This is a genomic window from Nocardioides sp. LS1 (genome assembly GCF_003865225.1).
GTDB classification, from domain to species: Bacteria; Actinomycetota; Actinomycetes; order Propionibacteriales; family Nocardioidaceae; genus Nocardioides; species Nocardioides ginsengisegetis.
On record NZ_BIFF01000001.1, the window covers coordinates 436,852 to 462,335 of the forward strand.

Sequence of the window (25,484 nt, forward strand, 5' to 3'; positions counted from 1 at the left end):
GATCCTTGACGAGAGCAGTTCGTGGCCACCTCATCGACCGCGCCCCGCCCGGGCCACACCGATCCCGCGATCATCCGCAACTTCTGCATCATCGCGCACATCGACCACGGCAAGTCGACGCTCGCCGACCGCATGCTCCAGCTGACCGGAGTCGTCGACGCGCGCGCCGCCCGGGCGCAGTACCTCGACCGGATGGACATCGAGCGCGAGCGCGGCATCACGATCAAGAGCCAGGCCGTCCGGATGCCCTGGACGGTGCCGGCGGACAACGAGCAGGGCGCCGAGCCCGGCGCCTACGTGCTCAACATGATCGACACGCCCGGCCACGTCGACTTCACCTACGAGGTGTCCCGCTCCCTCGAGGCGTGCGAGGCCGCCGTGCTGCTCGTCGACGCCGCCCAGGGGATCGAGGCCCAGACGCTGGCCAACCTCTACCTCGCGATGAACGCCGACCTGCACATCATCCCGGTGCTCAACAAGATCGACCTGCCGAGCGCCAACCCCGAGAAGTACGCCGCGGAGCTCGCCGGCCTGATCGGGTGCGACCCGTCCGAGGTGCTGCAGACGAGCGCCAAGACCGGTCTGGGCGTCGAGGCGCTGCTCAACGAGATCGTGAAGCAGACGCCGGCACCGGTCGGCGACGCGGACGCCCCGCCGCGGGCGCTGATCTTCGACTCCGTCTACGACACCTACCGCGGCGTGGTCACCTACGTCCGGGTCATCGACGGCAAGCTCAGCCACCGCGACCGGATCAAGATGATGTCGACCGGCGCGGTGCACGAGATGCTCGAGGTCGGTGTGATCAGCCCCGAGCCGGTCAAGGGCTCCGAGATCGGTGTCGGCGAGGTCGGCTACCTGATCACCGGCGTGAAGGACGTCCGCCAGTCGCGGGTCGGTGACACCGTCACCTCCCAGCACAACGGCGCGACCGAGGCGCTCGGCGGCTACAAGCACCCCAACCCGATGGTCTACTCCGGCCTCTACCCGATCGACGGCGACGACTACCCGACGCTGCGCGACGCCCTGGAGCGGCTCCAGCTCAACGACGCGGCCCTGACCTTCGAGCCGGAGACCTCCGGCGCGCTCGGCTTCGGCTTCCGCTGCGGCTTCCTGGGCCTGCTGCACATGGAGATCACCCGTGACCGCCTCGAGCGCGAGTTCAACCTCGAGCTCATCTCGACCGCGCCCAACGTGGTCTACGAGGTCCAGATGGAGGACGGGTCCGTCCACACCGTGACCAACCCCAGCGAGTACCCCGAGGGCAAGATCGCCGAGGTCCGCGAGCCGGTCGTGAAGGCGACGATCCTGGCGCCCTCCGACTACATCGGCACGATCATGGAGCTGTGCCAGCTCAAGCGTGGCCAGCTGCAGGGCATGGACTACCTGTCCGAGGACCGGGTCGAGATGCGCTACACCCTGCCGATGGGCGAGATCGTCTTCGACTTCTTCGACCAGCTGAAGTCGCGCACCAAGGGCTACGCCTCGCTCGACTACGAACGCTCCGGCGACCAGGTGGCCGACCTGGTCAAGGTCGACATCCTGCTCCAGGGCGAGCCGGTCGACGCCTTCAGCGCGATCCTGCACCGCGACGCGGCGTACTCCTACGGCGTGATGATGGCCGGCAAGCTCAAGGAGCTGATCCCGCGCCAGCAGTTCGAGGTGCCGATCCAGGCCGCCATCGGCGCTCGCGTGATCGCCCGCGAGAACATCCGCGCGATCCGCAAGGACGTGCTGGCCAAGTGCTACGGCGGTGACATCAGCCGCAAGCGCAAGCTGCTGGAGAAGCAGAAGGCGGGCAAGAAGCGGATGAAGAACATCGGCTCGGTCGAGGTCCCGCCCGAGGCGTTCGTCGCCGCGCTCTCCAACGACGGTGCCGGCAGCTCGGTCGACAAGGGCAAGAAGTAGCCACGCCCCGGGTGCGGATCCCCGCGGACCTGGAGCGCCAGCGCGCCCTGGGTCCCGACTGGGGTGCGTGGCTGGACCGCCTGCCGCGGCTGGTCGACGAGCTCCTCGACGAGTGGGATCTCGCCGTCGACGGCGAGCCGATGTGCGGCTTCTGCTCGGTCGTGGTGCCGGTGCGCACCGCCGCCGGCGAGCCGGCGGTGCTCAAGGTCGGCTTCGACGGGGACGACGAGGGCGAGTTCGAGGGGCTGATGCTGCAGCGGGCCGGCGGCCGCGGCATGGTCCGGCTGCTGCGGGCCGACCCGGGTCGCCACGCGCTGCTGCTCGAGCGCGTCCACGCCCGCGACCTGTCCAGTGTCGGAGACACGGAGGCCTGCGAGATCGTGGCCGGCCTCTACCCCGTGATCCACCGGCCGGCGCCGCCGCAGCTGCGCACCGTCACGTCGTACGTCGCTCGCTGGGCCGCAGCCCTCGGCACGCTCCCTCGGGACGCGCCGGTCCCGCGGCGGCTCGTCGAGCAGGCGGTCTCGCTCGCGCGGGACCTGGTGGCCGACCCGGCGAGCGTCGGCACGACGGTGCACGGCGACCTGCACCAGCACAACGTGCTGGCCGCCGACCGGGAGCCGTGGCTGGTCATCGACCCCAAGCCGATGTCGGGCGACCCGCACTACGAGCCCGCCCCGATGCTCTGGAACCTCTGGGACCGGGTCACGGAGTCGGGCAACGTCCGGGGCGCGGTGCGGCGGCGGTTCTTCACCCTCGTCGACGACGGCGGCCTCGACGAGCAGCGGGCCCGTGACTGGGTGGTGGTGCGGATGGTGCTCAATGCGCACTGGTCGATCCAGGACGCCCAGCGGGCCGCGCGCGCCCTCGACGAGGGGGAGCGGGAGTGGATCACCCGCTGTATTGCGATCGCGAAGGCCGTGCAGGACTGAGAGGATCGGCGCATGGGCGCCCTCCTCCTCTCCGTCAACCTCGGCACTCCGCGCGAGGCGGCCTGGGCCGAGATCGGGCGCACCTCCATCGACAAGCAGCCCGTGGCCGGCCCGGTGCTCGCCCGTCGGCTCGGGCTCGACGGTGACCAGATCTCCGACCGGCGACACCACGGCGGCGTGGACCAGGCGGTCTACGCGTTCGCCCGTGAGGACCTCGACCTCTGGGCGGCCGACCTCGGCGAGGAGGTCCGCGACGGGCAGTTCGGCGAGAACCTCACCACCTCCGGCATCGACGTCAACGAGGCAGAGGTGGGGGAGCGCTGGCTCGTCGGCGACGCGGTCCTCGAGGTCGCCTCGGTGCGGATCCCGTGCAACGACTTCAAGAACTGGATGGGCCGCTGCGGCTACGACAACCGCGCCTGGGTCCGTCGCTTCACCGAGACCGGCCGGCCCGGGCCCTACCTGCGCGTGGTGCAAGAGGGCCTGATCCGTGCGGGGGACGAGATCACCGTCAGCCACCGCCCCGGCCACGGGGTCACGGTCTCGACGATGTTCCGGGCGCTGACCACCGACCACGCGCTGCTGCCGGAGCTGCTCCGGGTCGACGGTCTCCCCGTGAAGGCGCGCGAGCGGGCCGAGAAGTACGTCGCCTCGCTGGCGTAGGCACGAATCGTCGGCAGCCCTGTACACGATCCGGATCCTGAGCGCCCAGGGGGTTTTGCTACCGGTCCGTAACCCGGTGATCTAGGTTACTGATCGAGGAAGTCACCACGGACGACCTCCTCGCGTGCTAGCCCACGCTCGCAGCCCCTCGATGCCTGTGCAGGAGTGTCATGCCCGTCAACACCGACACCAGCTTCGTCGATCACCTCGCCCCCAACGTCGCGGTGCAGTTCCTCGACCGGGTCGCCAAGTCGCCCAACTCCGAGGCCTTCCGCTTCCCCCGGGGTGAGTCCTGGGAGTCGGTGACGTGGCAGGAGGCGGGCGACCGCGTCGAGCGTCTCGCCGCCGGGCTGCTCGCGCTCGGCATCGAGTCCGAGCAGCGCGTCGGCATCGCCTCCGGCACCCGCTACGAGTGGATCCTGGCCGACCTCGCGGTGATGTGCGCGGGGGCCGCCACCACGACGGTCTACCCCTCCACCAACGCCGAGGACACGGCGTACATCCTCAGTGACTCCGAGTGCCGTGTCGTCTTCGCCGAGGACGACGAGCAGATCGCCAAGCTCAAGGAGCGCAAGGCCGAGCTGCCGCACCTGCTGCGCGTGGTGACCTTCGACGGCACCACCGACGACAGCTGGATCATCGACCTCGACCAGCTGGCCGAGCTGGGCGACGCCTACCTCGCCGAGCACGAGGGGATCATCGCCGCGATCGCGGAGAAGATCGCCCCCGACCAGCTCGCCACCCTGATCTACACCTCCGGCACCACCGGCCGCCCCAAGGGCGTGCGGCTGCGCCACAAGTCCTGGGTCTACGAGGGCGCCGCGATCGAGGTGCAGGACATCCTGCACGAGGACGACCTGCAGTTCCTCTGGCTGCCGATGGCCCACTCGTTCGGCAAGGTGCTGCTCTCCGCGCAGTTGGCCTGCGGCTTCGCCACCGCCATCGACGGCCGCGTCGACAAGATCGTGGAGAACCTCGGCATCGTGAAGCCGACCTTCATGGGCGCCGCGCCGCGCATCTTCGAGAAGGCCCACGGCCGGATCGTCACGATGACGCAGTCCGAGGGCGGGGCCAAGGAGAAGATCTTCACCCAGGCCTTCAAGGTCGGCCTCGCGGTCGACGAGCTCAAGCGCCAGGGCAAGTCGGTCCCGCTGCCGCTGAAGGTGCAGCACGCGCTCTTCGACAAGCTGGTCTTCAGCAAGGTCCGCGACCGCTTCGGTGGCCGGGTCCGCTTCTTCATCTCCGGTGCCGCGGCGCTCAACCGCGACATCGCCGAGTGGTTCCATGCCGCGGGTATCGTGATCCTCGAGGGCTACGGCCTCACCGAGTGCTCGGCCGGTGGCTTCGTGAACCACCCCGACGACTACAAGTTCGGCACCGTCGGCCCCGCGCTGCCGGGCAGCGAGGTCAAGCTCGGCGAGGGCGACGAGGTGCTGATCCGCGGCCCGCACGTCATGGACGGCTACCACAACCTCCCCGAGGAGACGGCCAAGACGCTCACCGAGGACGGCTGGCTGCACACGGGCGACAAGGGCAGCCTCGACGCCGACGGCTTCCTGACGATCACCGGACGGATCAAGGACCTCTTCAAGACCTCCGGCGGCAAGTACATCGCCCCGTCGGCGATCGAGTCGAAGTTCAAGGCGGTCTGCCCCTACGCCAGCCAGTTCATGGTGTTCGGCAACGAGCGCAACTTCTGTGTCGCGCTGATCACCCTCGACCCCGACGCCATGGCCGGCTGGGCCGAGGAGAACGGCATGTCGGGGGCGTCGTACACCGACATCGTGCGGTCCGAGAAGGTCCACGCCCTCGTGAGCGGGTACGTCGACGACCTCAACGCCCGGCTCAACCGCTGGGAGACGATCAAGAAGTGGGAGATCCTCGACCACGACCTCACCATCGAGTCGGGTGAGCTGACCCCCTCGATGAAGGTCAAGCGCAACGTCGTCGAGGGCAACTACGGCGACAAGATCGCGGCGTTCTACAGCTGACCGTCCGTCACCGACTCATTCACCGGCGCCACTTGCGCGGTCCACAGCGGCCGCACAGGGGGCGCCGGTGTCATGTCCGCATGAGCACCCACGACGACCACGACCTCGAGGACCACGACCTCGGCCTCTCCCACGACCTGCCCCGGATCGTCGAGCGCCAGCGGCTGGGCCGGTCGGGTCGTCCGGCCGAGCGCGTCACCACGGCCGCGCTCAGCAGGACGACCCGACTCCAAGCAGGCGCAGGTCGCGCGCGATGGCCGCGGAATCGTGCCGGAGTTCCCAGGCGGTGCACCGCAGCATGATGACGCCGGTGGCCACCAGGGCACGCTCACGGGCGACGTCGCGCTGCCATTGGCCGACGTCGTGGTGGAGTCCTCCGTCGATCTCGAGCACCACGACTCGGCCGTCACTCAGGTGCCATTCCGCGTCGGTGTAGCGGGTTCGCCCATCGGATCCGACGCGTTGCACCTGCCGCGTCGGGGGCGGAATCCGGTGCGCTCGGCACAGGGCACTCAGGTCAGCCTCGGCCAGTGACTCGATGCCACCGGCCAGTCCGGCGATGAAGGCGCGCATCGGCTTCGAACGCCGTAACGGACGCATCGCTCGCGCCCACCGGTCGAGCTCGTCGGGCGTGGTGAGGCGTTGTTGGACGCACGCAGCGAGGAGGCCATGCGCCGTCCGGATCGACGGCGAGTAGCCCGCGACCAGCAGGGCGGCGGGCTCGACCCGCCACATCGGGAGGGTGCCCGGTCCGCACCAGGGGACGGTCGGGCGACGGGTCTCCACGTACGTGACGCCGGGAAAGGAGTCGATGCCGAGCGATTTCGGGACGAGCACGGTGATCGCCTCGCGGTGCCAGCGGTCCAACCCGCGCGCCTGCAGCGCCGTGATCCCGCCGACGGCGGCGCGCTCACCGGCGTGGAGGACCCCCGCCCACATCCGTTGGCCGCGGGTGAGCTCGCCGGTGGTGAGCACGACGACCTCGGGGCCGATCGTCTGCCAGCGCCCGGCGCGCACCTGGGCCCGGACGTGGTGCCGGTTGATGCCGTGGCGCAACAGCTGTCGTCGCGCCACGACGCCCAGCTGTCGTCGGGAGAGGCTCACCAGCTCCTCGGGAAGGCTCATGGTGGGTTGATGCCCGCTCAGGCGACGTCGGATCGGTTGTCCACAGGCCAGTTCTGAGAGTCGTCCGGCCGAGCGCGTCACCACCGCCGCGCTCAGCCGGACGACCCGCTCTCGGGGCGGGATGGGACGATGGACCCATGCCCTCCGCCCTGCCCGCTGGTGATCCCGTCCCGGCCGACGGGTCGCTCCCCGAGGAGGCGCTGGCGCAGCTGGGCAGCCGGCCGTTCGGGTTCTACGTGCACGTGCCGTTCTGCACGGTGCGGTGCGGCTACTGCGACTTCAACACCTACACCGCCGAGGAGCTGGGCGGTCCCGGGGCGGCGCCGGGGGCGTCGCGGTCGACCTATGCCGAGGCCGCGATCGCGGAGGTACGCCGGGCCCGGCGGACGCTCGGCGACGTCGACCTGCCCGTGTCGACCGTCTTCTTCGGCGGCGGCACGCCGACGCTGCTGGCGCCGGCCGACCTGACGGCGGTCGTGGGGGCGATCCGCGACGAGTTCGGGCTGGTCGAGGGGGCCGAGGTGACGACCGAGTCCAACCCGGACAGCGTGGACCTCAGGGCGCTCGACGACCTGCGGGCGGGCGGCATCAACCGGGTCAGCTTCGGGATGCAGTCGGCCGTCGAGCACGTCCTGGCCACCCTCGACCGCACCCACGACCCCCAGCGGGTCCCGGCGGTCGTGGAGTGGGCGCGGGCGGCCGGCTTCGACCAGGTGAGCCTGGACCTCATCTACGGCACGCCGGGGGAGTCCCTCGACGACTGGCGCACCAGCCTCGACGCGGCCCTGGCCTGCGAGCCGGACCACGTGTCGGCGTACGCCCTGATCGTCGAGGACGGCACCGCCTTCGCCCGGATGGTCCGGCGCGGCGAGGTGCCGATGCCCGACGACGACGACCTCGCCGACAAGTACCTCCTCGCCGACGACGCGATGGAACAGGCCGGGCTCGGGTGGTACGAGGTGTCCAACTGGTCGCGCGACGACGCGAGTCGCTGCGAGCACAACCGGCTCTACTGGCGCGGCGACGACTGGTGGGGGGCAGGTCCGGGCGCGCACTCCCACGTGGGTGGCACGCGCTGGTGGAACGTCAAGCACCCCGCGGCGTACGCCGACCGCCTGGCCGCGGGCGTCAGCCCCGGGCACGCGCGGGAGGTGCTGTCCGCGGAGGACCGGCGCGTGGAGCGGGTGCTGCTCGAGCTGCGGCTGCGGGAGGGCCTGCCGACCGACGTCCTCGACGAGGTGGGTGCGGCGGCCGTCCCCGGACTCGTCGAGCGTGGCCTGCTCGAGCGCACCGGTGACCGGCTCGTCCTCACCACGACCGGCCGGCTGCTCGCCGACGCGGTCGTGCGGGACCTCCTGCCCTAGCTCACCAGCCGGATCGTCAGCGGGTAGCGGTAGAGCTCGCCGCGGCTGGACCGCACCGCGCCCATGATCGTGCAGATCAGCCACAGCAGGCCGACGGCCGGCAGCAGCAGGAAGCCGACCAGGACGAAGACCAGCACGAACGACACGACGCCGTAGATCAGGATCGAGAGCTGGAAGTTCAGCGACTCGACGGCCTGGGCGCGGACGTAGGCCGACTCGTTGCCCTTGGTCAGCATCACGATGAGGGGACCGAGGAACGCCAGCGCCACGACGGAGGCGACGAGTGCGGTCCAGTGGGCGGCGCACCCCCAGGTGACCTCGTCGTTGGTGAGCTGGACGGGCGTGCCGGGCGGCGGCTGGTTCATCGGCTGGTTCATTGGCTGGTTCGGGTCACTCATGGCGTGCTCCCCTCTCGATGCCCGCCAGCCTACCCACGGGCCTACCCACGGGCCGGGCCCTCGGCGGTGACGAAGTCGATGAGCTCCTCGACCCGGCCGAGCAGGGCGGGGTCGAGATCGGCGAAGGACCGGACGCCGCCGAGGATGTGCTGCCAGGCCCGGGCGATGTCGGCCTGGTTGCGGTGCGGCCAGCCGAGCTGCTGGCAGGTGCCGGTCTTCCAGTCGATGCTGCGCGGGACGTCCGGCCAGCGCTCGAACCCGAGCCGCTGCGGCTTGACCGCCTGCCAGATGTCGATGAAGGGGTGGCCCACGATCAGGACGTCCTTGCCGATCGGCGACTTCGCGATGTTGGCCGCGATCCGGCTCTCCTTGGACCCGCGGACGAGGTGGTCGACCAGGACTCCGACCCGGCGCTGCGGTCCGGGCTTGAAGTCGCGGAGGTGGTCGGCGAGGTCGTCGACGCCGCCGAGGAACTCCACCACCACGCCCTCGATCCGGAGGTCGTCGCCCCAGACCTTCTCGACCAACTCCGCGTCGTGGCGGCCCTCGACGAAGATCCGGCTCGCGCGGGCGACCCGGGCCTTGGCGCCGTGCACGGCCACCGATCCGGAGGCGGTGCGGGTGGGCTTGGCAGGCGCCGAGACGTGGACGGGCGCGACGAGGATGACCGGCTTGCCGTCGAGCAGGAAGCCCGGCCCGAGCGGGAAGGTACGCCGGCGGGCGCGGCGGTCCTCCAGCGTCACCGTGTCGAGGTCGCGGTCGACGGCGACGATCTCGCCGCACCAGTCGGTCGTGACCTCCTCGACCACGGTGCCGAGCTCGGCGGGCGCCTCGACGGCGCGGCCGCGCTTGGGCGCGCGCCAGTCGGTCTGGAGGACGTCGGAGCCGTAGCGGTCGCGGGAGGTCACCCGCTCAACGCTAGAAGGAGTACGCCGCCGGGCCGGGCAGGGCGCGCCGCGAGACCCGGTGTGAGGTCAGTCCTCGAGCTGTTCGTCGTCCCACTCGTCGGCGCCCTTGCCGCCGTCCATGTCGAGGTCGTCGACCTCCACGTCCTCGTCGAGGTCCTGGGCGAGCGGGTTGTCGTCGGTGGGGCGGAGGTCCTCGGGGAGCTGGTCGTCCGAGATGCCGCCGTCGGCCTGGCTGCTGGGGGAGTCCGTCATGGCACGCGACGTTAGCCGCCGATCGCGCCGAGCGACAGTGTTGCCAAAGCGCCCGACCCGGCGTCCGCCCCGTCCTACGCTGGCCGGATGACGGCGACCCAGTCCCTGCGACGGGTCCTGGCCAACCGCGACCTGCGCCGCGTCCAGCTCGCGTTCCTCGGCTCCGGGATGGGCGACTGGGCCTACGCGACCGCCATCACCGTCTGGGCCTACTCGGTCGGAGGCGCGACCGCCGTGGGTGTCTTCTCGGCGGTGCGGTTCGTGACGATCGCGGTGGCCGCCCCGCTGGGGGCGGTCGTGGCCGACCGGGTGGCCCGCAAGACGTTCATGATGACCTCCGACGCGACCCGGGCGGTGCTCGTCGCCGCGGCGGCGGTGAGCATGGGCCTGGGCGGCCCGCCGCTGGTGGTCTACGCGCTGGCCATCGTCGCCGGCATGGTCGGGGCGCCGTTCCGCTCGGCCCAGGCCGGCCTGATCCCGCGCCTGGTCGAGCACCCCGACGAGCTCACCTCCTCCAACGCGGTCGCGGCCAACATCGAGAACGTCGTCGGCTTCGCGGGACCGGCGCTCGGCGCGCTGCTGGTCGGGCTCGTCGACGTCGAGGCCGCGCTGTGGTTCAACGTGGCCACGTTCGGCTGGTCGCTGCTCCTCGTCGCGGCGATCGACGTACCGCCGGGGGAGGGGGAGCCCGAGGAGCACGAGACGCCCGAGGGCTTCCTCCGGGAGGTCATGGCCGGCTTCACCACCATCCGGCGCGACCGGGACCTGCTGCTGGTCACCGGGCTGGCCTCGGCGCAGGGAGTCGTGTGGGGCGCGCTGACCGTGCTCATGGTGATCGTGTCCGTCGACATGCTCGACACGGGTGCGGCCGGCGTGGGCTACCTCAACGCGCTGCTCGGCGTCGGCACGGTGCTCGGCGGCCTCGTCATCCTGACCCGTACGACGAAGGGCCGGCTCGCCGGCGACATGGTCGTGGGCGTCCTCGGCTGGTCGCTGCCGCTGCTGCTGATGGCCGTGGCCCCTTCGCCGGTGACCGCTCTGGTCGCCCTGGCCCTGATCGGGTTGATGGACCCCTGGGTCAACGTCGGGCTCGACACCATCCCGCAGCGGATCGTGGACGACCGGGTGCTGTCGCGGGTGTTCGCGGCGGTCGACAGCGCGCTGATCGCCGCGGTGGCGGTCGGGGCATTCCTGGCGCCGCCGCTGATCGGGTGGGTGGGGCTGCGGGCCTCGCTGGCCGTGCTGGGCGTGGCCGTCACGGCGTACGCGCTCTCGATGCTGCCCCGCGCCCGACGCCTCGACGGCCGGCTGGCGGTGCCCGCCCACCTCGACCTGCTGGCCGCGACCTCGATCCTGGCGCCCCTGCCGCGACCGGTCGTGGAGTCGCTGGCGCACCGGGCCGAGCCGGTGGCCGTGGCGGCCGGGCAGGCGGTGGTGCGGGAGGGGGAGCACTCGGACCGCTTCTACGTCATCGTCGCCGGCGAGGTCGAGGTGACCCAGGAGGGGCGCGTGCTCCGGACCGAGGGTCCGGGCGACTTCTTCGGCGAGATCGGGCTGGTCCGCGACGTCCCGCGCACGGCGACGGTGACGGCGCGGACCGACACCTCGCTGCTGGCGCTGGACCGGGCTGACTTCCTCGAGGCGGTCACCGGCGTCCACGAGGCCCGTGCGGCCGCCGAGGACGTGGTCTCGCGGCGGTTGGGTATCTGAGCCCAAAAGGGCGACGCGGGGGTGGCCCGCGGTGCAGGATGGCCACGCGTCACGTGAGCGATCGGGGGATCCGTTGTGACCACCTGTGCCACCTGTGGGGTCGCGGGGCAACCCGACACGGCCCGCTTCTGCCACGCGTGTGGAGGCAGCCTGGTGGCGCACACCTGCGTCACGTGCCAGGCCGAGATCGTGCCCGGCGCCCGTTTCTGCGGCACCTGCGGCGCGGCCCAGGCGGCCGCTGCCCCGGCGGTCGCGTCCCCGGTGCAGGCGGTGGCGTCACGCCGGGTCACCAGCGTGCTCTTCGGCGACCTGGTCGGCTTCACAAGCCTCTCGGAGAGCCGTGACCAGGAGGACGTCCGCGAGCTGCTCTCGACGTACTTCGACGAGTGCCGCCAGATCATCGCCCGCTACGGCGGCACGGTCGAGAAGTTCATCGGCGACGCCGTGATGGCGGTGTGGGGCGTGCCGACCGCGCACGAGGACGACGCCGAGCGCTCCGTGCGGGCCGGCCTCGAGCTGGTCAACCGGATCGACGCCCTCGGCGCCGACGTCGGGGTCCCGGACCTCGCCATGCGCGTGGGCATCGTGACCGGCGAGGTCGCGGTCACGGTCGGCGCCGCCCAGCAGGGGATGGTCGCCGGCGACGCCGTCAACACCGCCGCGCGCGTGCAGTCCGCCGCCGAGCCCGGCCAGGTGTGGGTGGACGAGACGACCCGGCTGCTGACCTCGTCGGCGATCTCGTACGTCGACGTCGGCAGCCACGTCATGAAGGGCAAGGCCGACCCCGTCCCGCTCTGGTCGGTGCGCGCCGTCGTCGCAGCGGTCGGTGGCGCCCAGCGCGCCGACGGCCTCGAGGCGCCGATCGTGGGTCGCGACCGCGAGTTGCGGCTCGTCAAGGAGCTCTTCCACGGCGTCGAGGAGTCCCACCGGCCCAGCCTGCTCGTGGTCGACGGCGAGCCCGGGGTCGGCAAGTCCCGGCTCGGCTGGGAGTTCGAGAAGTACGTCGACGGCCTCAACGACCCCGTCCGCTGGCACAGCGGCCGCTGCCTGTCCTACGGCGAGGGCGTCGCGTTCTTCGCGCTGGCCGAGGCGGTCCGGGTCCGGCTCCAGCGGCTGACCGCGACCGACGACGAGGTGGAGCCCGACGACGACCCGGCCGAGCTGCTGGCCGCCGGGCTGGAGCGCTACGTGCCCGACCTGAAGGAGCGCGAGTGGCTCGGACCGCGTCTGGGTGCGCTCCTGGGCGTCGGCGCCGTGGGGGCCTTCCCGCGCGAGGACCTCTTCGCCGCGTGGACGACCTTCCTGCACCGGGTCAGCGAGGACGAGATCCCGGTCGCGCTGGTCATCGATGACGCGCAGCACGCCGACGACGGCCTGCTGATGTTCCTGGAGTACCTCCTGCGCGTCGGCACCTTCCCCTGCTTCGTCGTGCTGTTCACCCGGCCCGGACTGCTCGAGGCCAACCCGTCGCTGGCCACCAACCGCCGCGTCACGGTGCTGCACCTCGAGACGCTGTCCGAGCGGGACATGGCGGCGCTCCTCGACGGCCTGGTGGTCGGCCTGCCCGACGGGGTCCGCACCTCGCTCGTCGAGCGGGCGGAGGGGATCCCGCTCTTCGCCGTGGAGACGGTCCGCTCGCTCATCGACCGCGACCTGGTGGTGCCGCGCGGTGGCCAGTACGTCCTGGCCGAGCCCGACGCCCTCGACCTCGGTGCCATCGGGGCGCCGGCGTCGCTGCAGGCGCTGATCTCCGCCCGTCTCGACACACTGCCCCCGGAGCAGCGGCGCGTGCTCGACCAGGCCAGCGTGGTCGGCAGTGCCTTCACCCACGAGGCCATCGCCTCGCTCTGCCCGGAGGTCGTCGACCTCGAGGCCGTCCTCGAGGCGCTGGTCCGGGTGCAGCTCCTGCGCCGCGAGACCAATCGCTTCAGCAACGAGCTGGGGCAGTTCCAGTTCGTCCAGAGCGCGGTCCGCCAGATCGCCTACGGCACCCTGTCGCGGCGCGACCGCAAGGCCAGCCACCTCGCCGTCGTGGCGCTCATGGAGGCCGAGGGCGACGACTCGGGTGAGGTGGCCTCGATCGTGGCCCAGCACTACCTCGAGGCCCTCGACGCGGTCCCCGACGACCCCGACCGGCCGGCTCTCGCCGCGGCCGCCGTGACGCACCTGCGGCGGGCCGCCGCCCGCGCCGCGGCGCTCGGGTCACCCGCCGAGGCGGCGGGTCACCTCGGCACCGCGCTGGACCGCTGCGACGACCCGCCGCTGCGGGCCCGGATCGAGGCCGAGCTGGCCGAGCAGCTGCTCAGGTCAGGGGCGTACGCCGCCGCGATCGGTCACGCCGAACGCGCCCGAGACGCCCTGGACGAGCTCGGCGAGGTCGGTCCCGCGGCCCGGGCCGTGGCGACCCTCGCCACCGCCCTGTCCAACTCGGGCGAGTACGACCGGGGGTACGCCGTCGCGGCCGAGCGGCACCGGGACGTGGAGCTCCAGTGCGAGCCGGCCGAGGAGATCCAGCTGCTGCGCGCGATGATCTCCGCCGCGCTCCGCACCGGCGCCGACATCCGTAACCTCTCCGAGGACCTGGCCCGGCTGGCCGAGAAGCTCGGCACGCCGAGCGAGATCGCCAACGGCTACGTCAGCCTGGCCCTCCACTACATGACGAAGGGGCCGCACGGCCTCGGGCGGATGCTGCTGGAGTCGGCCGCCGAGATCGCCCGGGACAGCCACGACATGCTGATCCTGTGCCGAGCCCTCGGCAACCTGAACGCCGACTGGACCCAGGACGACGCCGAGCGCGCGGCAGGCTACGGCCGGCAGGCCGTCGAGGCCGCTCGTGTCTTCGGCGATGCCTACTGGATCAGCTCGAGCGCCCTGAACCTCGTGCTGGCGCAGACGGTGTCCGGAGACTGGGACGAGGTCCTCCTGCGCGCCGACGAGGACTCGATGACGCCGCTGGACATCGCGATGACCGACATGCTGCGCGGGCGGATCCTGCTCGCGCGCGGCGAGGTGTGGCGTCCGACCGACGGCCTCGACGCGGAGGGGATCATGGACGACCCGACGCTCCGGGCCTCCTACCAGCTCTCGCTCGCCTTCGACGAGGCCCAGCGGACCGGCGTCCGCGACCTGGGCCGGGTGCTCGCCGAGATGCGCTCGGTGTTCGAGGCGATCGGGCTGTTCGACGACTTCAGCACCCTCTTCCACCTGGTCTCCGAGACGGCCGCGACGTGGGGTGACCGGGCCGCGCTCGAGACCCTGCTCGAGATCGTCGACTCCGACCGCCGCAACAAGCCGCCCCTGGGCCTCGAGGCCTCGGTCCAGCGGGTCCGCGGACTGCTCGCCGCCGAGGACGGGGAGCCGCCCGAGGTCGTGGAGGGTCACCTGCGCGCTGCCATCGCCGGCTGCGAGGCCTGGCACGCGCGACCCGCGCTGGCGCGGTGCTGTGCCGACCTGGGGCTCTGGCTGAGCCGGCAGGGCCGCCCCGAAGAGGCAGCGGTCCTGCTGACCCGCGCGCGCGGACTCTTCGACGAGCTCGGGGCGGTCACGTGGGCCACGGAGCTGGACCAGCAGCTGGCGGGCGCGACGACGTGACGTCAGTGCGACTTGCGGGTGAGCCAGCCGCGGTCCAGGACGGTGATCCGCCCGCGGCCCAGCTCCACCACGCCCTCGCCCGCGAGTCGCTGCAGCACCTGGTTGACGCTCGGCCGGGTGCCCCCGACAAGGTCGGCGAGGTGCTCCTGGGTGAGCGGGATCGTCGCGGTGCCGCTGTCGCCCGCGTCGCCCCCGTAGATCGCGGCCAGCTCGGCCAGGCGCCGGAAGACGCGCCGGTCGAGGCCGTCGTACAACGCCTCGAGGAGTCGGGCGGAGAGGTCCTCGACCCGACGCGCCATCAGGGTCAGCAGCAGCTGGTCGGCGCCCCGGTGGCGACGACGGAGCTCGTCGAACGCGGCCGCCGACAGCGACAGCGTCTCGGCCGGCTCGAGGGCCACCACCGTGGCCGAGCGCACCGGCTGGTGCCCGTCGAGGAGCGAGAGCTCGCCGAAGTAGTCGCCGCGGCCCAGCACGTTGAGGGTCACCGTGTCGCCGTCGGCGGTGGAGACCCGCACGGCCAGCCGGCCCGCGGCCACCAGGTGGAGGCTGTCGGACGGGTCGCCCTCGTGGACCAGCACCTCGCCGCGGGCGAAGGTGCGGCGCCGGGTCGTCGCCAGCACCTGCCGGCGCTCCTCGTCGTCGAGCGAGGCGAGCAGGGGCCACTCCATGGCGTCAGTGAACCACCCGGAACCCCTCAGGAGGGCCCGTGACACCCAACCCCGAGGTGGAGCGCTCGCTGGCCGCGATGCGCGCCCTGTTCGGTGCCGAGGCCTGCTCCTGCGCGGTCGTCGACGACTCCGGTGGGTCGCTGACGTTCGTGGCCGCCGACGGGCAGGGCGCGGCGGAGATCGTCGGCGTCTCGCTGCCGATCGGCCGCGGCATCGCGGGCTGGGCGGCCATGTCGGGCCAGCCGATCGCGGTGCGCGACGTGCGGACGGACTCCCGCTTCGCCCGGGATGTCGCCGAGGCCACCGCCTACGTGCCGACGTCGGTGCTGGCCGCGCCTCTGTACGACGCCGACGGCGAGGTGATCGGGGTGGTCGAGGTGCTCGATCCGACCGTGGACCAGGCCTCCGACTGGGTGCTGGCGGTCCTGGGCACCCTGGCTGTGCCGATCGCGGCCCTCGTCGCCGGTGGTGACCGGGGCGACGCCGGTGAGGCCCGGCTGCTCGAGCTCGGCCGCTCGGTCCTCGCCGCCGTGGAGACGTACGGCGCCCCGGGGCGCCGATGAGCCTGCTGCCGGCCTGGTCGGCCGCGTTCGAGTCGGGGGTCCTCGCCGAGGTGCGGGCGCTCCCCATCGCGGATGCGCGCGACTGGGCCTTCGGCGGCTCGACCGGGGCGGGGGTGAAGGTGGCGGTGATCGACAGCGGCATCGACGGCGACCACCCGCGGGTCGGCGGGATCGCCGGGGGAGTGGCGATGGTGGTCGACCCGGACGCCGAGGACGGTTTCCGCGCCGACGAGGGCCCGCACGAGGACCTGGTCGGCCACGGCACCGCCTGCGCCGCGATCATCAAGGCGATGGCGCCCGACGCCGAGATCTGGTCGGTGCGGGTGCTGGGCCCCAACCTCAAGGGCCGCGGCGCCCTGTTCTACGGCGGCATCGGCTGGGCGATCGACCACGGCATGCACGTCGCCAACCTGTCGCTGTCCAGCAAGAGCGAGGCGATGTTCGGGCCGCTGCACGAGGTCGCCGACGAGGCCTACTTCGGCAACACGGTGCTGGTCAGCGCGGCCAACAACAGCCCCGGCCCGACGTACCCCTCGCAGTACGCCTCGGTCGTCTCGGTGGCCGCCCGGGAGGGCACGGACCCGATGGGGCTGGCCTACAACCCGAAGCCGCCGGTGGAGTTCGGCGCGCGCGGGATCGACGTCGACGTGGCGTGGGCCGACCGGTCCTCGATCGTCGCGACCGGCAACAGCTTCGCCGCTCCGCACGTGGCCGGCATGGTCACGCTGCTGCTCGGCAAGCACCCCGGGCTCACCCCCTTCCAGGTGAAGGCGGTGCTCCAGGCGGTGAGCGAGAACGCCGTCCCGTAGGGGTCCGCGAGAAGACGCTCGTTGTGTCAGCGAGCAGACGGAACAGGACGAGCGGCAGGAGCACAGTTCGGAACAACCAGGGCGAGCGGCCCACCAACAGAGGAGAACAACCATGAACGACAACCCGATCAACGAGCCGACCGACGAGGACGTGGAAGGTCACCGCAGGGCGGGCGGCCACACGTTCGCCGAGGACGAGGACGTCGAGGGCCACCGCAGGGCGGGCGGCCACACGCTCACCGACGACGAGGACGTCGAGGGTCACCGCAGGGCCGGCGGCCACACGCTCTCCGAGGACGAGGACGTCGAGGGCCACCGCAGGGCCGGCGGCCACACGCTCACCGACGACGAGGACGACGTCGAGGGCCACCGCAGGATGGGTGGACCCACGCTGACGGACGAGGACGACGTCGAGGGCCACCGCAGGGCCGGCGGCCACACCCTGGCCGAGGACGAGGACGTGGAGGGTCACCGCCACTTCATCGCCGAGGGCGCGGACGACGACGTCGAGGGTCACGTCCAGCCCCGCCGCGACATCGACATCGAGCGCTGAGCGCCCGGTCGAGCCCTCGGGCCGCGTGGCCCGCTCGTCAGATCGGCCCGGACCTCCAGGGGTTCCGGGCCGGTCGTGCGTGCGCCCGGACCAGCATCAGATCAGCGGCAGCCGCTTCTGACTGCGGGGCAGCTGCTCGTAGCCACGGCGTACGGCGTGTCCGAGCACCTCGCGCAGGTAGGGCCAGTCGCCCACCTCGAGGGCCTGGTCGACCGGCACGCCCCGGGTCGCGAGGTCGCGGATCGTCTCCGCGACGATGCCGATCGCGTTGCGCTGCTCCTCGACGAAGTCGCGGGTGACCGGGGCGCCGTGACCGGGCACCACCACCGTCGACGACGTGGTCAGCCCCAGCACGATGTCGAGCGAGAGCGGCCACTCCAGCGGGTAGCAGTCGCCGCCGAAGCCCGGCGCCGCCGACTCCTCCACCAGGTCGCCCGCCAGCAGCACGTCGACGTCGGGCACGCGCACCACGAGATCGCCGCCGGTGTGGCCGCGCCCGGGGTGCACCAGCTCGACCGCCCGGTCGCCCAGGTCGAGGGAGACCGCGGAGGAGAACGTCGTGTCGGCCACGACGACCTCGGTCTCCAGGACCTCGTCGCGGTGCGGGTCGGACGGGTCGTCGCGGTAGAGGCCCTTGATCCGCTCGGCCGCCTCCAGGGTCCGCGCCGCCGCCGTCTCGTGGGCGTGGATCGGGATCTGCCCGTAGGCGCTGCGGAACATCCCGTTGCCGAAGGTGTGGTCGAAGTGCTCGTGGGTGTTGACCACGCCGACCACCTCGCCCGCGCCCAGCCGGCGTACGTCGTCGAGGACCGCGCGCGCGGCCAGCGCCGAGGCGTGCGTGTCGACCGCGAGCAGCCCGCGGTCACCGCCGACCAGTGTGATGTTCACGTCGAACCACTCGTAGCGCGCGACCCACACGCGCTCGGCCACCTCCGTGAACTCCGTCATGGCCCGAGACCCTAGTACTCTTGGCACTCCGAACACGCGAGTGCCAAGACTGACGACAGCGGCGAGGAGGTCACGATGCAGGAAGAGCGCAGGCTCGCCGTGCTCCGCGCCATCGTCGAGGACTACGTCTCCACCGAGGAGCCGGTCGGGTCCAAGGCCCTGGTGGAGCGCCACGGGCTCGGCGTCTCGCCGGCCACGGTGCGCAACGACATGGCCGCGCTGGAGGAGGAGGGGTTCATCACCCAGCCCCACACCAGCGCCGGCCGGGTGCCCACCGACAAGGGCTACCGCCTGTTCGTGGACCGGCTCTCGACGGTCAAGCCGATGAGCGCCGCCGAGCGCAAGGCGATCTCGACCTTCCTCGACGGGGCCGTCGACCTCGACGACGTCGTGCAGCGCTCGGTGCGGACGCTCTCGCAGCTGACCCGCCAGGTCGCCGTCGTGCAGTACCCCACGCTCTCGCGCTCCACCGTCCGGCACGTCGAGCTGGTCGCGCTCGCGCCCACCCGGCTGCTCGCGGTGCTGATCCTGTCGACCGGCCGGGTCGAGCAGCGCATGGTCGAGGTCGAGACACCGGTCAGCGACGAGGACCTCGCCGACCTCCGGCTCACCGTCAACCGCGCCGCGACGGGTGCCGTGATCGCCGACGCGGTCACCGCGCTGCGTTCCGCCGTACCTCTGGTCGACGGTGAGGCGACCCGTGCGGTCGTCGACGTGCTCGTCGAGGTGCTCGTCGACCACCGCTCCGACGAGCGGATCGCGGTCGGCGGCGCGGCCAACCTCGCGCGCTACGGCGACAGCTTCGACTCCGCGGTCCGGCCGCTGCTCGAGGCGCTGGAGGAGCACGTGGTGCTGCTCAAGCTGCTCGGCGAGGCCTCCACCGGCGGCGCGGTCACCGTCCGGATCGGTCACGAGGGCCCCTACCAGGAGCTGTCGGCCACCAGCGTCGTCGCGACCGGCTACGGCCCGCGCGACGAGGCCGTGGCGACCTTGGGGATCGTCGGCCCGACCCGCATGGACTACCCCGGCACGATGGCGGCGGTCCGCGCGGTCGCCCGCTACGTCTCGCGCATCCTCGACGAGGGCTGAGGCCCGCTTCCCCGAACGCCCCCCCACAGCAACGAGAAGGAACGTGTTTTGAGTCAGGACCTGTACGACCTCCTCGGTGTCGCCCGCGACGCGGACGCCGACGCCATCAAGAAGGCCTACCGGCGTCTGGCCCGGCAGCTGCACCCGGACGTCAACCCGGACCCCGAGACGCAGGAGAAGTTCAAGGAGGTCTCGATGGCCTACGAGGTGCTCTCCGACCCCCAGAAGCGCGCGGCCTACGACCGCGGCGGCGACCCGTTCGGCGGGCAGGGCGGCGGCTTCGGGCAGGGCGCCGGCTTCTCCTTCACCGACATCATGGACGCGTTCTTCGGCGGCGGGGCGCCCGGCGCGGCCCAGGGCCGCGGCCCGCGCCCGCGCGTACGCCGCGGCCAGGACGCCCTGATCCGCCTCGAGGTGGACCTCGCCGAGGCCGCCTTCGGCACGGCCCGCGAGCTCAAGGTCGACACCGCCGTCCTGTGCACCACCTGCAACGGTGACGGCGCCGCCCCCGGCAGCCACCCGATCCCGTGCGAGACCTGCCGCGGTGCGGGCGAGGTCGCCCACGTGCAGCGGTCGTTCCTCGGCGAGATCCGCACGCTGCGCCCGTGCGCGGCGTGCCGCGGCTTCGGCTCGATCATCCCCGAGCCGTGCCGGGAGTGCTCCGGTGACGGCCGGGTCCGCTCGCGCCGCACGCTGACGGTCAAGATCCCCGCCGGCGTCGACAACGGCACCCGCGTCCAGCTCACCGAGCAGGGCGAGGTCGGCCCCGGCGGCGGCCCCGCCGGCGACCTCTACGTCGAGATCCACATCGCGCCGCACGAGACCTTCACCCGCCACGGCAACGACCTGCACTGCACCGTCTCGGTGCCGATGTCGGCGGCCGCCCTGGGCACCACGCTGACCCTGCCGACGCTGGAGGCCGACGTCGAGAGCGGCGCCGACTCGGGCGTCGAGACGTCCTTCGAGCTCGAGCTCAAGCCCGGCACCCAGTCCGGCACCGAGCAGATCCTGCGCGGCCGGGGCGTGCCCGGGCTGCGCGGCGGTCGCGGCGACCTGGTCGTCAGCGTGATCGTCGAGACGCCGACCAAGCTGGACGCGCGCCAGGAGGAGCTGCTCCGCGAGCTCGCCGCCCTCCGCGGCGAGGAGTCGCCGACCGGCCAGGTCCGTCCCGGCAACAAGTCGTTCTTCGGCCGCCTCCGCGACTCGTTCAACCAGCACTGATGTCGCTGCCGGTCCACCTGGTGCCCTCGCTCGCGGGCGTCGCCGCCGGGTCGTCGGTCGAGGTCACCGGCGACGAGGCGCACCACGCCGTCGCCGTACGCCGGCTGCGGGTGGGGGAGCAGGTCGTGCTGACCGACGGGCTGGGGGTCTCGGTCACGGGCTCCGTCTCGTCGACCGGGAAGCGGGTCTTCTCGGTGGAGGTGTCGTCGGTGTCTGCGTCCGCGCCGCCGTCGCCCTCGCTGGTGGTCGTCCAGGCGATCCCCAAGGGCGACCGCGGCGAGCTCGCCGTCGAGATGCTCACCGAGATCGGCGTCGCCGAGATCGTCCCGTGGGCGGCGTCGCGCAGCGTCGCCGTCTGGAAGGGCGAGCGGGCGGTGAAGTCACTGGCCCGCTGGCGGTCCACGGCGCGCGAGGCGGCCAAGCAGTCGCGCCGGTCGTGGTTCCCCGAGGTGACCGAGATGGCGTCGACCGCCTCGGTCGCGTCGTTGATCGGGTCGGCCGACCTCGCTGTCGCGCTCCACGAGGAGGCGTCGGTGCCGCTCTCGTCGGTCGCCGTGCCCGCCTCCGGGCGGATCGTCGTCGTCGTCGGGCCGGAGGGCGGCGTCAGCCCCGAGGAGATCTCGGCGTTCGTTGCCGCCGGTGCCTCGTCGGTGCGGCTGGGCTCCGAGGTGCTGCGCACCTCGACCGCGGGCGTCGCGGCCGTGTCGGCCCTGCTGTCGCGCAGCCCTCGCTGGTCCTGACGTCTCGCTAGTGCCGGGCCTCGATGAGGGTCCTGGTCGAGTGCGCGACGAACGGACCGTGCTCGCGCAGCTCGCGGTCGAGCTCCTCCAGCCGTGTGCGACAGCGGTCCACCGTGAAGTCGGGGACCCACCAGACGCACTTGCGGAGGAGGTAGACGACCGCGCCGACGTCGTGGATCTCCATCCGGCAGCGCGCCGTACGCAGGTCGACGACGTCGAGCCCCGCCTGCCGTGCCGCGTCGGCCTCGTCCTCCGGGACGCGTCCCAGGTTGGTGCGCGGCAGCGGGCCGGTGAACCACTCGATCAGCTCGAACGCCGACGCCGGGCCGACGTGCTGCGCGAGGTAGGTCCCGCCGTCCTGCAGGACCCGGGCGATCTCGGCCCAGGCCGGCCGCACCGGGTGGCGGCTCGTGACGAGCTCGAAGGTGGCGTCGGGGAAGGGCAACCGGTCTTGTGGCGTGACGTGGACGACCTCGACGCCCCGGGGGCCGAGGGTCGCCCGGGCCCGCTCGACGTTGGGCGCCCAGCCCTCGGTCACCACCATCCGCGCCGGGAGGCGGGGCGCCTCGGCCACGATCTCGCCGCCGCCGGTGTCGATGTCCAGGGCGGATCCGACGGTGGCCAGACGCTCGGCGAGGAGCCGCGCGTAGCCCCACGGCGGCCGCTCCTCGGTCGCCCGGCCCTCGAGCCAGCCGAAGTCCCAGCCGGACACGTCGGCCGCCTCGGCCTCGTCGATCAGGTCGGTGAAGGAGCGCACGGCGAGCAATCATGGCCCATCCCCACTGCGGGAGTCGGTCTCGTGGCGCGCTTCGCTGGTTGAGGAGCGAGCGCCAGCGAGCGTCTCGAAACCCGGTGGGCCAAGGTGCGGCCTTGTTCGCCGCCGTTGGGTGAGGGACCTCGCGCCTTCGGCGCGTATTTCCAGATTTCGTGGTCACCGCAGGGTTCGCACGAGGTGCCTCCGGACCCTGCTTCCCGGCTCTCGGTTTCCTGGCTCGACCGCTGTGATTGGGGTTTTCAAAACTTTACTTTCGATCCCTGTTGAGGGCAGCTTTCGGGGCCGGGACTGTCGGTGGTCGCTGCTGGAATGGACTCATGCTGGTGGAGACCATGAACGGCGGGATCGGGATCCAGGTCGACGACCTGGACGACGACTTCCTGCTCTACCTGGTCTCCGATGCGGAGGTCCAGGACCGCCAGGCCCAGCGCCGCAAGCTGCGGTACGCGATCCAGTGGGCCCACCGCCACCCCGCCACCAACGACACCGGTCCCGCGACCTGGGCCGAGGCCGGCCGCAGCGGCGGTGGGTTGGACTGCGACGAGGCCATCGCCGGCGACGGCGCACCGCTGGTCGCGGCCTTCGCCGCGGAGCCGTTCGCGGCCGCGATGGGGATCTCCACCGCCGCCGGGATCACGCTTATCGCCGACGGCCTCAACCTGCAGCACCGGCACCCCCGGATCTGGGCCAAGGTCGAAGCCCTCGAGGTCCCCGCCTGGCGGGCCCGCCGGGTCGCGCAGATGTGCGCCTCCCAGTCCGCCGCGGTCGCCGACCACGTCGACACCGCGCTCGCCGACCGGATGGGTGCCTGGGGTGTCACGACCATCGAGAACGCCATCGCCGCCGCGCTCGCCGACCTCGACCCCGAGAACGTCGCGGACGCCGAGGACGAGGCGAAGGCCGCCTGGGGTGTGCGGCTCACCCACGGCTCACCCCGACGGCTCGGGGTCTGGGCGGGGACCTCGACGCTGGAGATCACCGGCGACACCGCCGACCTCACCGCCCTGCACGACCTGATCTGCGCCACCGCCCACCAGCTCCTCACCGACGGCAGCCCGTTCAACCAGGAGTCGTTGGAGGTCCGCAAGGCCCGGGCGGTCGGCGTCATCGCCGCAGAATCCGGCGGGCACGGCGTGAAGCCGGTGACCCGGATGTACCTCCACATCGACGCCGACGACCTCGCCGACCCGTCCGCGACCGGCTGGGCCGAACGCCTCGGACCCGCGACCGTGACCAAGATCCGCGACTGGCTCGCCGGCACCCGCGCCACCATCCTCCCCGTCCTGGACATGCGCCGCCTCGACGCGGTCGACCGGCACGACCCACCCGCCTGGATGGCCGAACAGGTCAGGCTCCGCGACCCCCACTGCGTCTTCCCCTGGTGCCAGAAGGACTCGAGGGGCTGCGACCTCGACCACATCGAGCCCTACATCCCCCTCGACGAGGGCGGGCCACCCGGCCAGACCCGACCAGAGAATCTCGGCCCGCTCTGCAGGCGGCATCACCGCTGCAAGACCAGCCGACGATGGCACTACGCCAGGAATCCCGACGGCACCTACACCTGGACCGGACCCCACGGCCGGACCTACCTCGTCACGCCCTTCGGCACGACCGCGCTCAACTGACTGACAACGCTGTCCGAGCCTCACGTCGACGACCCCCAGAGTTCGGGCGACCTGCCCCCACTGACACGCGCGCTTGGGTACGGTCGTGCCCGCTGCGGTGCTGGGGGCTGCCCAGTGTCACCAACTCGGAGGGACATCAGACGATGGCGGAGGAGTCTTGGCATGAGGCGCGACTGATCCCGACTTCGGGTATCAGCGGAGCGGAGGAGCAAGAGCGGCGCGCGACGTCGGCGCTCCTGGCGGTCCTGGGTGCGGTCAAGGAGTTCGGCCGTGCCTTCGTCAAGCCGTTGGGTGCTCCCGCCGGTGCCATGTCCTGCTTCATCGAGGTGCCTTTCGCGCTGGGCGAGAAGCGCCTCTATCCCGATGGCCTGATCCGGGTGTCGCGCGGAGCCAAGTCGTGGACCGCCCTGGTGGAGGTCAAGACCGGATCCAACAGGCTCGCCACGGAGCAGCTGGAGAACTACCTCGACATTGCTCGCAACGAGGGTTTCGACGCGGTCATCACGATCTCGAACGAGATACCCGCCATCGCCGGGCAGCACCCCACTCAGGTGGACCGGCGGAAGCTTCGGAAGGTGGCCCTCCACCACGTCTCCTGGAGTCAGGTGCTGGCTGACGCCGTGCTCCAGAAGGAGTTCCGCGGCGTCGCCGACCCCGACCAGGCGTGGGTTCTCGGCGAACTCATCCGTTACCTGGAGCACCGCAAGTCCGGCGCCTTGGAGTTCGACGACATGGGTGAGTCCTGGGTCTCCATCCGTGACGCTGTCGCGGCGGGCACGCTGCGACCCTCGGACAAGGGCATCGCCGAGGTCGTTGCCCGGTTCGACGCGCTGCTGCGGTTCACCAGCCTTCAGCTGGGTCGACAGCTCGGCACCGAGGTCGTTCCTGTGCTGTCTCGAAAGGAGGCGGCCGAGCCGACTCTGCGGGCGCAGGCGCTCGCAGAGTCACTGGCCCGCACAGGAGTCCTGACCGGAACCATCCGGATCCCCGACACGGCGGGCCTGTTGGTCGTCACTGCAGACCTGAGGGCCTCACGGGTCAGCTGTCATGTCGATGTCGAGGCGCCCAGGGAAGGGCGCCCGACAACTCGCGTGAACTGGCTGGTGCGTCAATTGAAGAACGCGCCCGACGCAACGCGGATCGAGGCGTTCGTGAGCCACGCTCGTGGCACGTCCACGGCGGAACTCCTGAGCAAGGTGCGCGAAGATCCCGCGATCCTCGTGGCGGACCCGAGCAAGGAACTGCGGACGTTTCGGGTCGCCGCCTCGGCACCGCTCGGAGCCAAGCGTGGCCGCGGCCGCGGGGCGTTCATCGATTCGGTCCTCACGCTTGTGGACACCTTCTACGCGGAGGTGCTCGGGGCGCTGCGACCTTGGTCGGCTGCACCCCCCAAGCTGCGCGCGGCGCACCCGGGGCCGCCAGAGGTTGATGACTCCGTAGCCGAGCGACTGCACTCCACGGACTACTCATCGCAGGACGGTCTGGACTCTTCCGATGAGAGCGATGGAGAACGCGTCCAGGAGCCGGGTGGGTCGGCTGCCGCGGTAGCCACGACCTCAAGCTCCTATGGAGTAGCTGCTCTCCATGATGACGACGAGTCCATTCAGGCTCCGGTGCTGGTCGCGGTGGATCAGCACCACTATGGCGACTGAGG

The 25,484-nt window shown here is 71.9% G+C and carries 22 protein-coding genes; 15 read left to right on the top strand and 7 right to left on the bottom strand.

Annotated elements, in window-relative coordinates; all coding sequences use genetic code 11:
- Positions 1-21 precede the first annotated feature (21 nt).
- From lepA to EJF31_RS02080, 4 genes are all read left to right on the top strand, one after another.
- The gene (gene lepA / locus EJF31_RS02065) at positions 22-1,905 is read left to right on the top strand and encodes a translation elongation factor 4 (protein WP_125035436.1); all 1,884 of its coding nucleotides are present in this window, start codon (positions 22-24) and stop codon (positions 1,903-1,905) included.
- 11 nt (positions 1,906-1,916) lie between these two features.
- Complete coding sequence (locus EJF31_RS02070; protein WP_125035437.1) at positions 1,917-2,837, top strand: aminoglycoside phosphotransferase family protein; 921 nt, start codon at positions 1,917-1,919, stop codon at positions 2,835-2,837.
- Positions 2,838-2,849: 12 nt separating this feature from the next.
- On the top strand, positions 2,850-3,500 hold the full coding sequence (locus EJF31_RS02075; protein ID WP_125035438.1) for an MOSC domain-containing protein: 651 nt from the start codon (positions 2,850-2,852) through the stop codon (positions 3,498-3,500).
- A 170-nt stretch (positions 3,501-3,670) separates the two neighbouring features.
- Complete coding sequence (locus EJF31_RS02080; protein WP_125035439.1) at positions 3,671-5,491, top strand: long-chain fatty acid--CoA ligase; 1,821 nt, start codon at positions 3,671-3,673, stop codon at positions 5,489-5,491.
- Between the two features lie 210 nt (positions 5,492-5,701).
- Here the strand turns inward: EJF31_RS02080 and EJF31_RS02085 are convergent, their stop codons facing one another.
- Positions 5,702-6,697: a hypothetical protein gene (locus tag EJF31_RS02085; protein ID WP_125035440.1), complete on the bottom strand. Its 996-nt coding sequence runs from the start codon at positions 6,695-6,697 to the stop codon at positions 5,702-5,704.
- Between the two features lie 56 nt (positions 6,698-6,753).
- Between EJF31_RS02085 and hemW the strand changes: the two genes are divergently transcribed.
- Complete coding sequence (hemW, locus tag EJF31_RS02090) at positions 6,754-7,980, top strand: radical SAM family heme chaperone HemW (protein ID WP_125035441.1); 1,227 nt, start codon at positions 6,754-6,756, stop codon at positions 7,978-7,980.
- Here hemW and EJF31_RS02095 read toward each other — a convergent pair.
- From EJF31_RS02095 to EJF31_RS02105, 3 genes are all read right to left on the bottom strand, one after another.
- Positions 7,977-8,378 (bottom strand): DUF4870 domain-containing protein, encoded by a 402-nt coding sequence (locus tag EJF31_RS02095; protein WP_221767421.1) that lies wholly within the window; start codon positions 8,376-8,378, stop codon positions 7,977-7,979. The genes hemW and EJF31_RS02095 overlap by 4 nt on opposite strands.
- A 41-nt stretch (positions 8,379-8,419) precedes the next feature.
- Entirely contained in the window at positions 8,420-9,286 is an 867-nt protein-coding gene (locus tag EJF31_RS02100) for a DUF3097 domain-containing protein (protein ID WP_125035442.1), read from the bottom strand.
- Positions 9,287-9,352: 66 nt separating this feature from the next.
- Entirely contained in the window at positions 9,353-9,538 is a 186-nt protein-coding gene (locus EJF31_RS02105) for a hypothetical protein (RefSeq protein ID WP_125035443.1), read from the bottom strand.
- Between the two features lie 87 nt (positions 9,539-9,625).
- Here EJF31_RS02105 and EJF31_RS02110 point away from each other — a divergent pair, with 87 nt between their 5' ends.
- Positions 9,626-11,248: an MFS transporter gene (locus EJF31_RS02110; protein WP_125035444.1), complete on the top strand. Its 1,623-nt coding sequence runs from the start codon at positions 9,626-9,628 to the stop codon at positions 11,246-11,248.
- Between the two features lie 75 nt (positions 11,249-11,323).
- Positions 11,324-14,839: an adenylate/guanylate cyclase domain-containing protein gene (locus EJF31_RS02115; protein WP_125035445.1), complete on the top strand. Its 3,516-nt coding sequence runs from the start codon at positions 11,324-11,326 to the stop codon at positions 14,837-14,839.
- Positions 14,840-14,841: 2 nt separating this feature from the next.
- Here EJF31_RS02115 and EJF31_RS02120 read toward each other — a convergent pair whose 3' ends face one another.
- On the bottom strand, positions 14,842-15,507 hold the full coding sequence (locus tag EJF31_RS02120; protein ID WP_125035446.1) for a Crp/Fnr family transcriptional regulator: 666 nt from the start codon (positions 15,505-15,507) through the stop codon (positions 14,842-14,844).
- Between the two features lie 38 nt (positions 15,508-15,545).
- Here EJF31_RS02120 and EJF31_RS02125 point away from each other — a divergent pair, with 38 nt between their 5' ends.
- The 3 genes from EJF31_RS02125 to EJF31_RS02135 all read left to right on the top strand — a co-directional run bounded on the left by EJF31_RS02125 (position 15,546) and on the right by EJF31_RS02135 (position 17,432).
- Positions 15,546-16,070 carry a GAF domain-containing protein gene (locus EJF31_RS02125; RefSeq protein ID WP_125035447.1) on the top strand — a complete coding sequence of 175 codons (525 nt, stop codon included), beginning with the start codon at positions 15,546-15,548 and terminating at the stop codon, positions 16,068-16,070.
- Positions 16,067-16,879 (top strand): S8 family serine peptidase, encoded by an 813-nt coding sequence (locus EJF31_RS02130; RefSeq protein ID WP_125035448.1) that lies wholly within the window; start codon positions 16,067-16,069, stop codon positions 16,877-16,879. The genes EJF31_RS02125 and EJF31_RS02130 overlap by 4 nt, the downstream gene beginning before the upstream one ends.
- Positions 16,880-16,991: 112 nt before the next feature.
- Entirely contained in the window at positions 16,992-17,432 is a 441-nt protein-coding gene (locus EJF31_RS02135) for a hypothetical protein (protein ID WP_125035449.1), read from the top strand.
- Between the two features lie 96 nt (positions 17,433-17,528).
- Here the strand turns inward: EJF31_RS02135 and EJF31_RS02140 are convergent, their stop codons facing one another.
- The gene (locus EJF31_RS02140; protein WP_125035450.1) at positions 17,529-18,380 is read right to left on the bottom strand and encodes an MBL fold metallo-hydrolase; all 852 of its coding nucleotides are present in this window, start codon (positions 18,378-18,380) and stop codon (positions 17,529-17,531) included.
- Positions 18,381-18,455: 75 nt separating this feature from the next.
- Here EJF31_RS02140 and hrcA point away from each other — a divergent pair, with 75 nt between their 5' ends.
- Genes hrcA through EJF31_RS02155 form a run of 3 tightly spaced genes read left to right on the top strand, consistent with a single transcriptional unit; the run spans position 18,456 to position 21,430 of the window.
- Entirely contained in the window at positions 18,456-19,469 is a 1,014-nt protein-coding gene (gene hrcA / locus EJF31_RS02145) for a heat-inducible transcriptional repressor HrcA (RefSeq protein WP_125035451.1), read from the top strand.
- A gap of 48 nt (positions 19,470-19,517) precedes the next feature.
- On the top strand, positions 19,518-20,690 hold the full coding sequence (dnaJ, locus tag EJF31_RS02150; protein WP_125035452.1) for a molecular chaperone DnaJ: 1,173 nt from the start codon (positions 19,518-19,520) through the stop codon (positions 20,688-20,690).
- Entirely contained in the window at positions 20,690-21,430 is a 741-nt protein-coding gene (locus EJF31_RS02155; RefSeq protein WP_125035453.1) for a 16S rRNA (uracil(1498)-N(3))-methyltransferase, read from the top strand. The genes dnaJ and EJF31_RS02155 overlap by 1 nt, the downstream gene beginning before the upstream one ends.
- Before the next feature lie 7 nt (positions 21,431-21,437).
- On the opposite strand, the gene EJF31_RS02160 is transcribed toward EJF31_RS02155, so the two are convergent.
- The gene (locus tag EJF31_RS02160) at positions 21,438-22,187 is read right to left on the bottom strand and encodes a class I SAM-dependent methyltransferase (RefSeq protein ID WP_125035454.1); all 750 of its coding nucleotides are present in this window, start codon (positions 22,185-22,187) and stop codon (positions 21,438-21,440) included.
- Positions 22,188-22,522: 335 nt separating this feature from the next.
- Here EJF31_RS02160 and EJF31_RS02165 point away from each other — a divergent pair, with 335 nt between their 5' ends.
- The gene (locus tag EJF31_RS02165) at positions 22,523-23,830 is read left to right on the top strand and encodes an HNH endonuclease signature motif containing protein (RefSeq protein ID WP_125035455.1); all 1,308 of its coding nucleotides are present in this window, start codon (positions 22,523-22,525) and stop codon (positions 23,828-23,830) included.
- Between the two features lie 143 nt (positions 23,831-23,973).
- Positions 23,974-25,482: a hypothetical protein gene (locus tag EJF31_RS02170; RefSeq protein WP_221767422.1), complete on the top strand. Its 1,509-nt coding sequence runs from the start codon at positions 23,974-23,976 to the stop codon at positions 25,480-25,482.
- Positions 25,483-25,484: the final 2 nt, after the last annotated feature.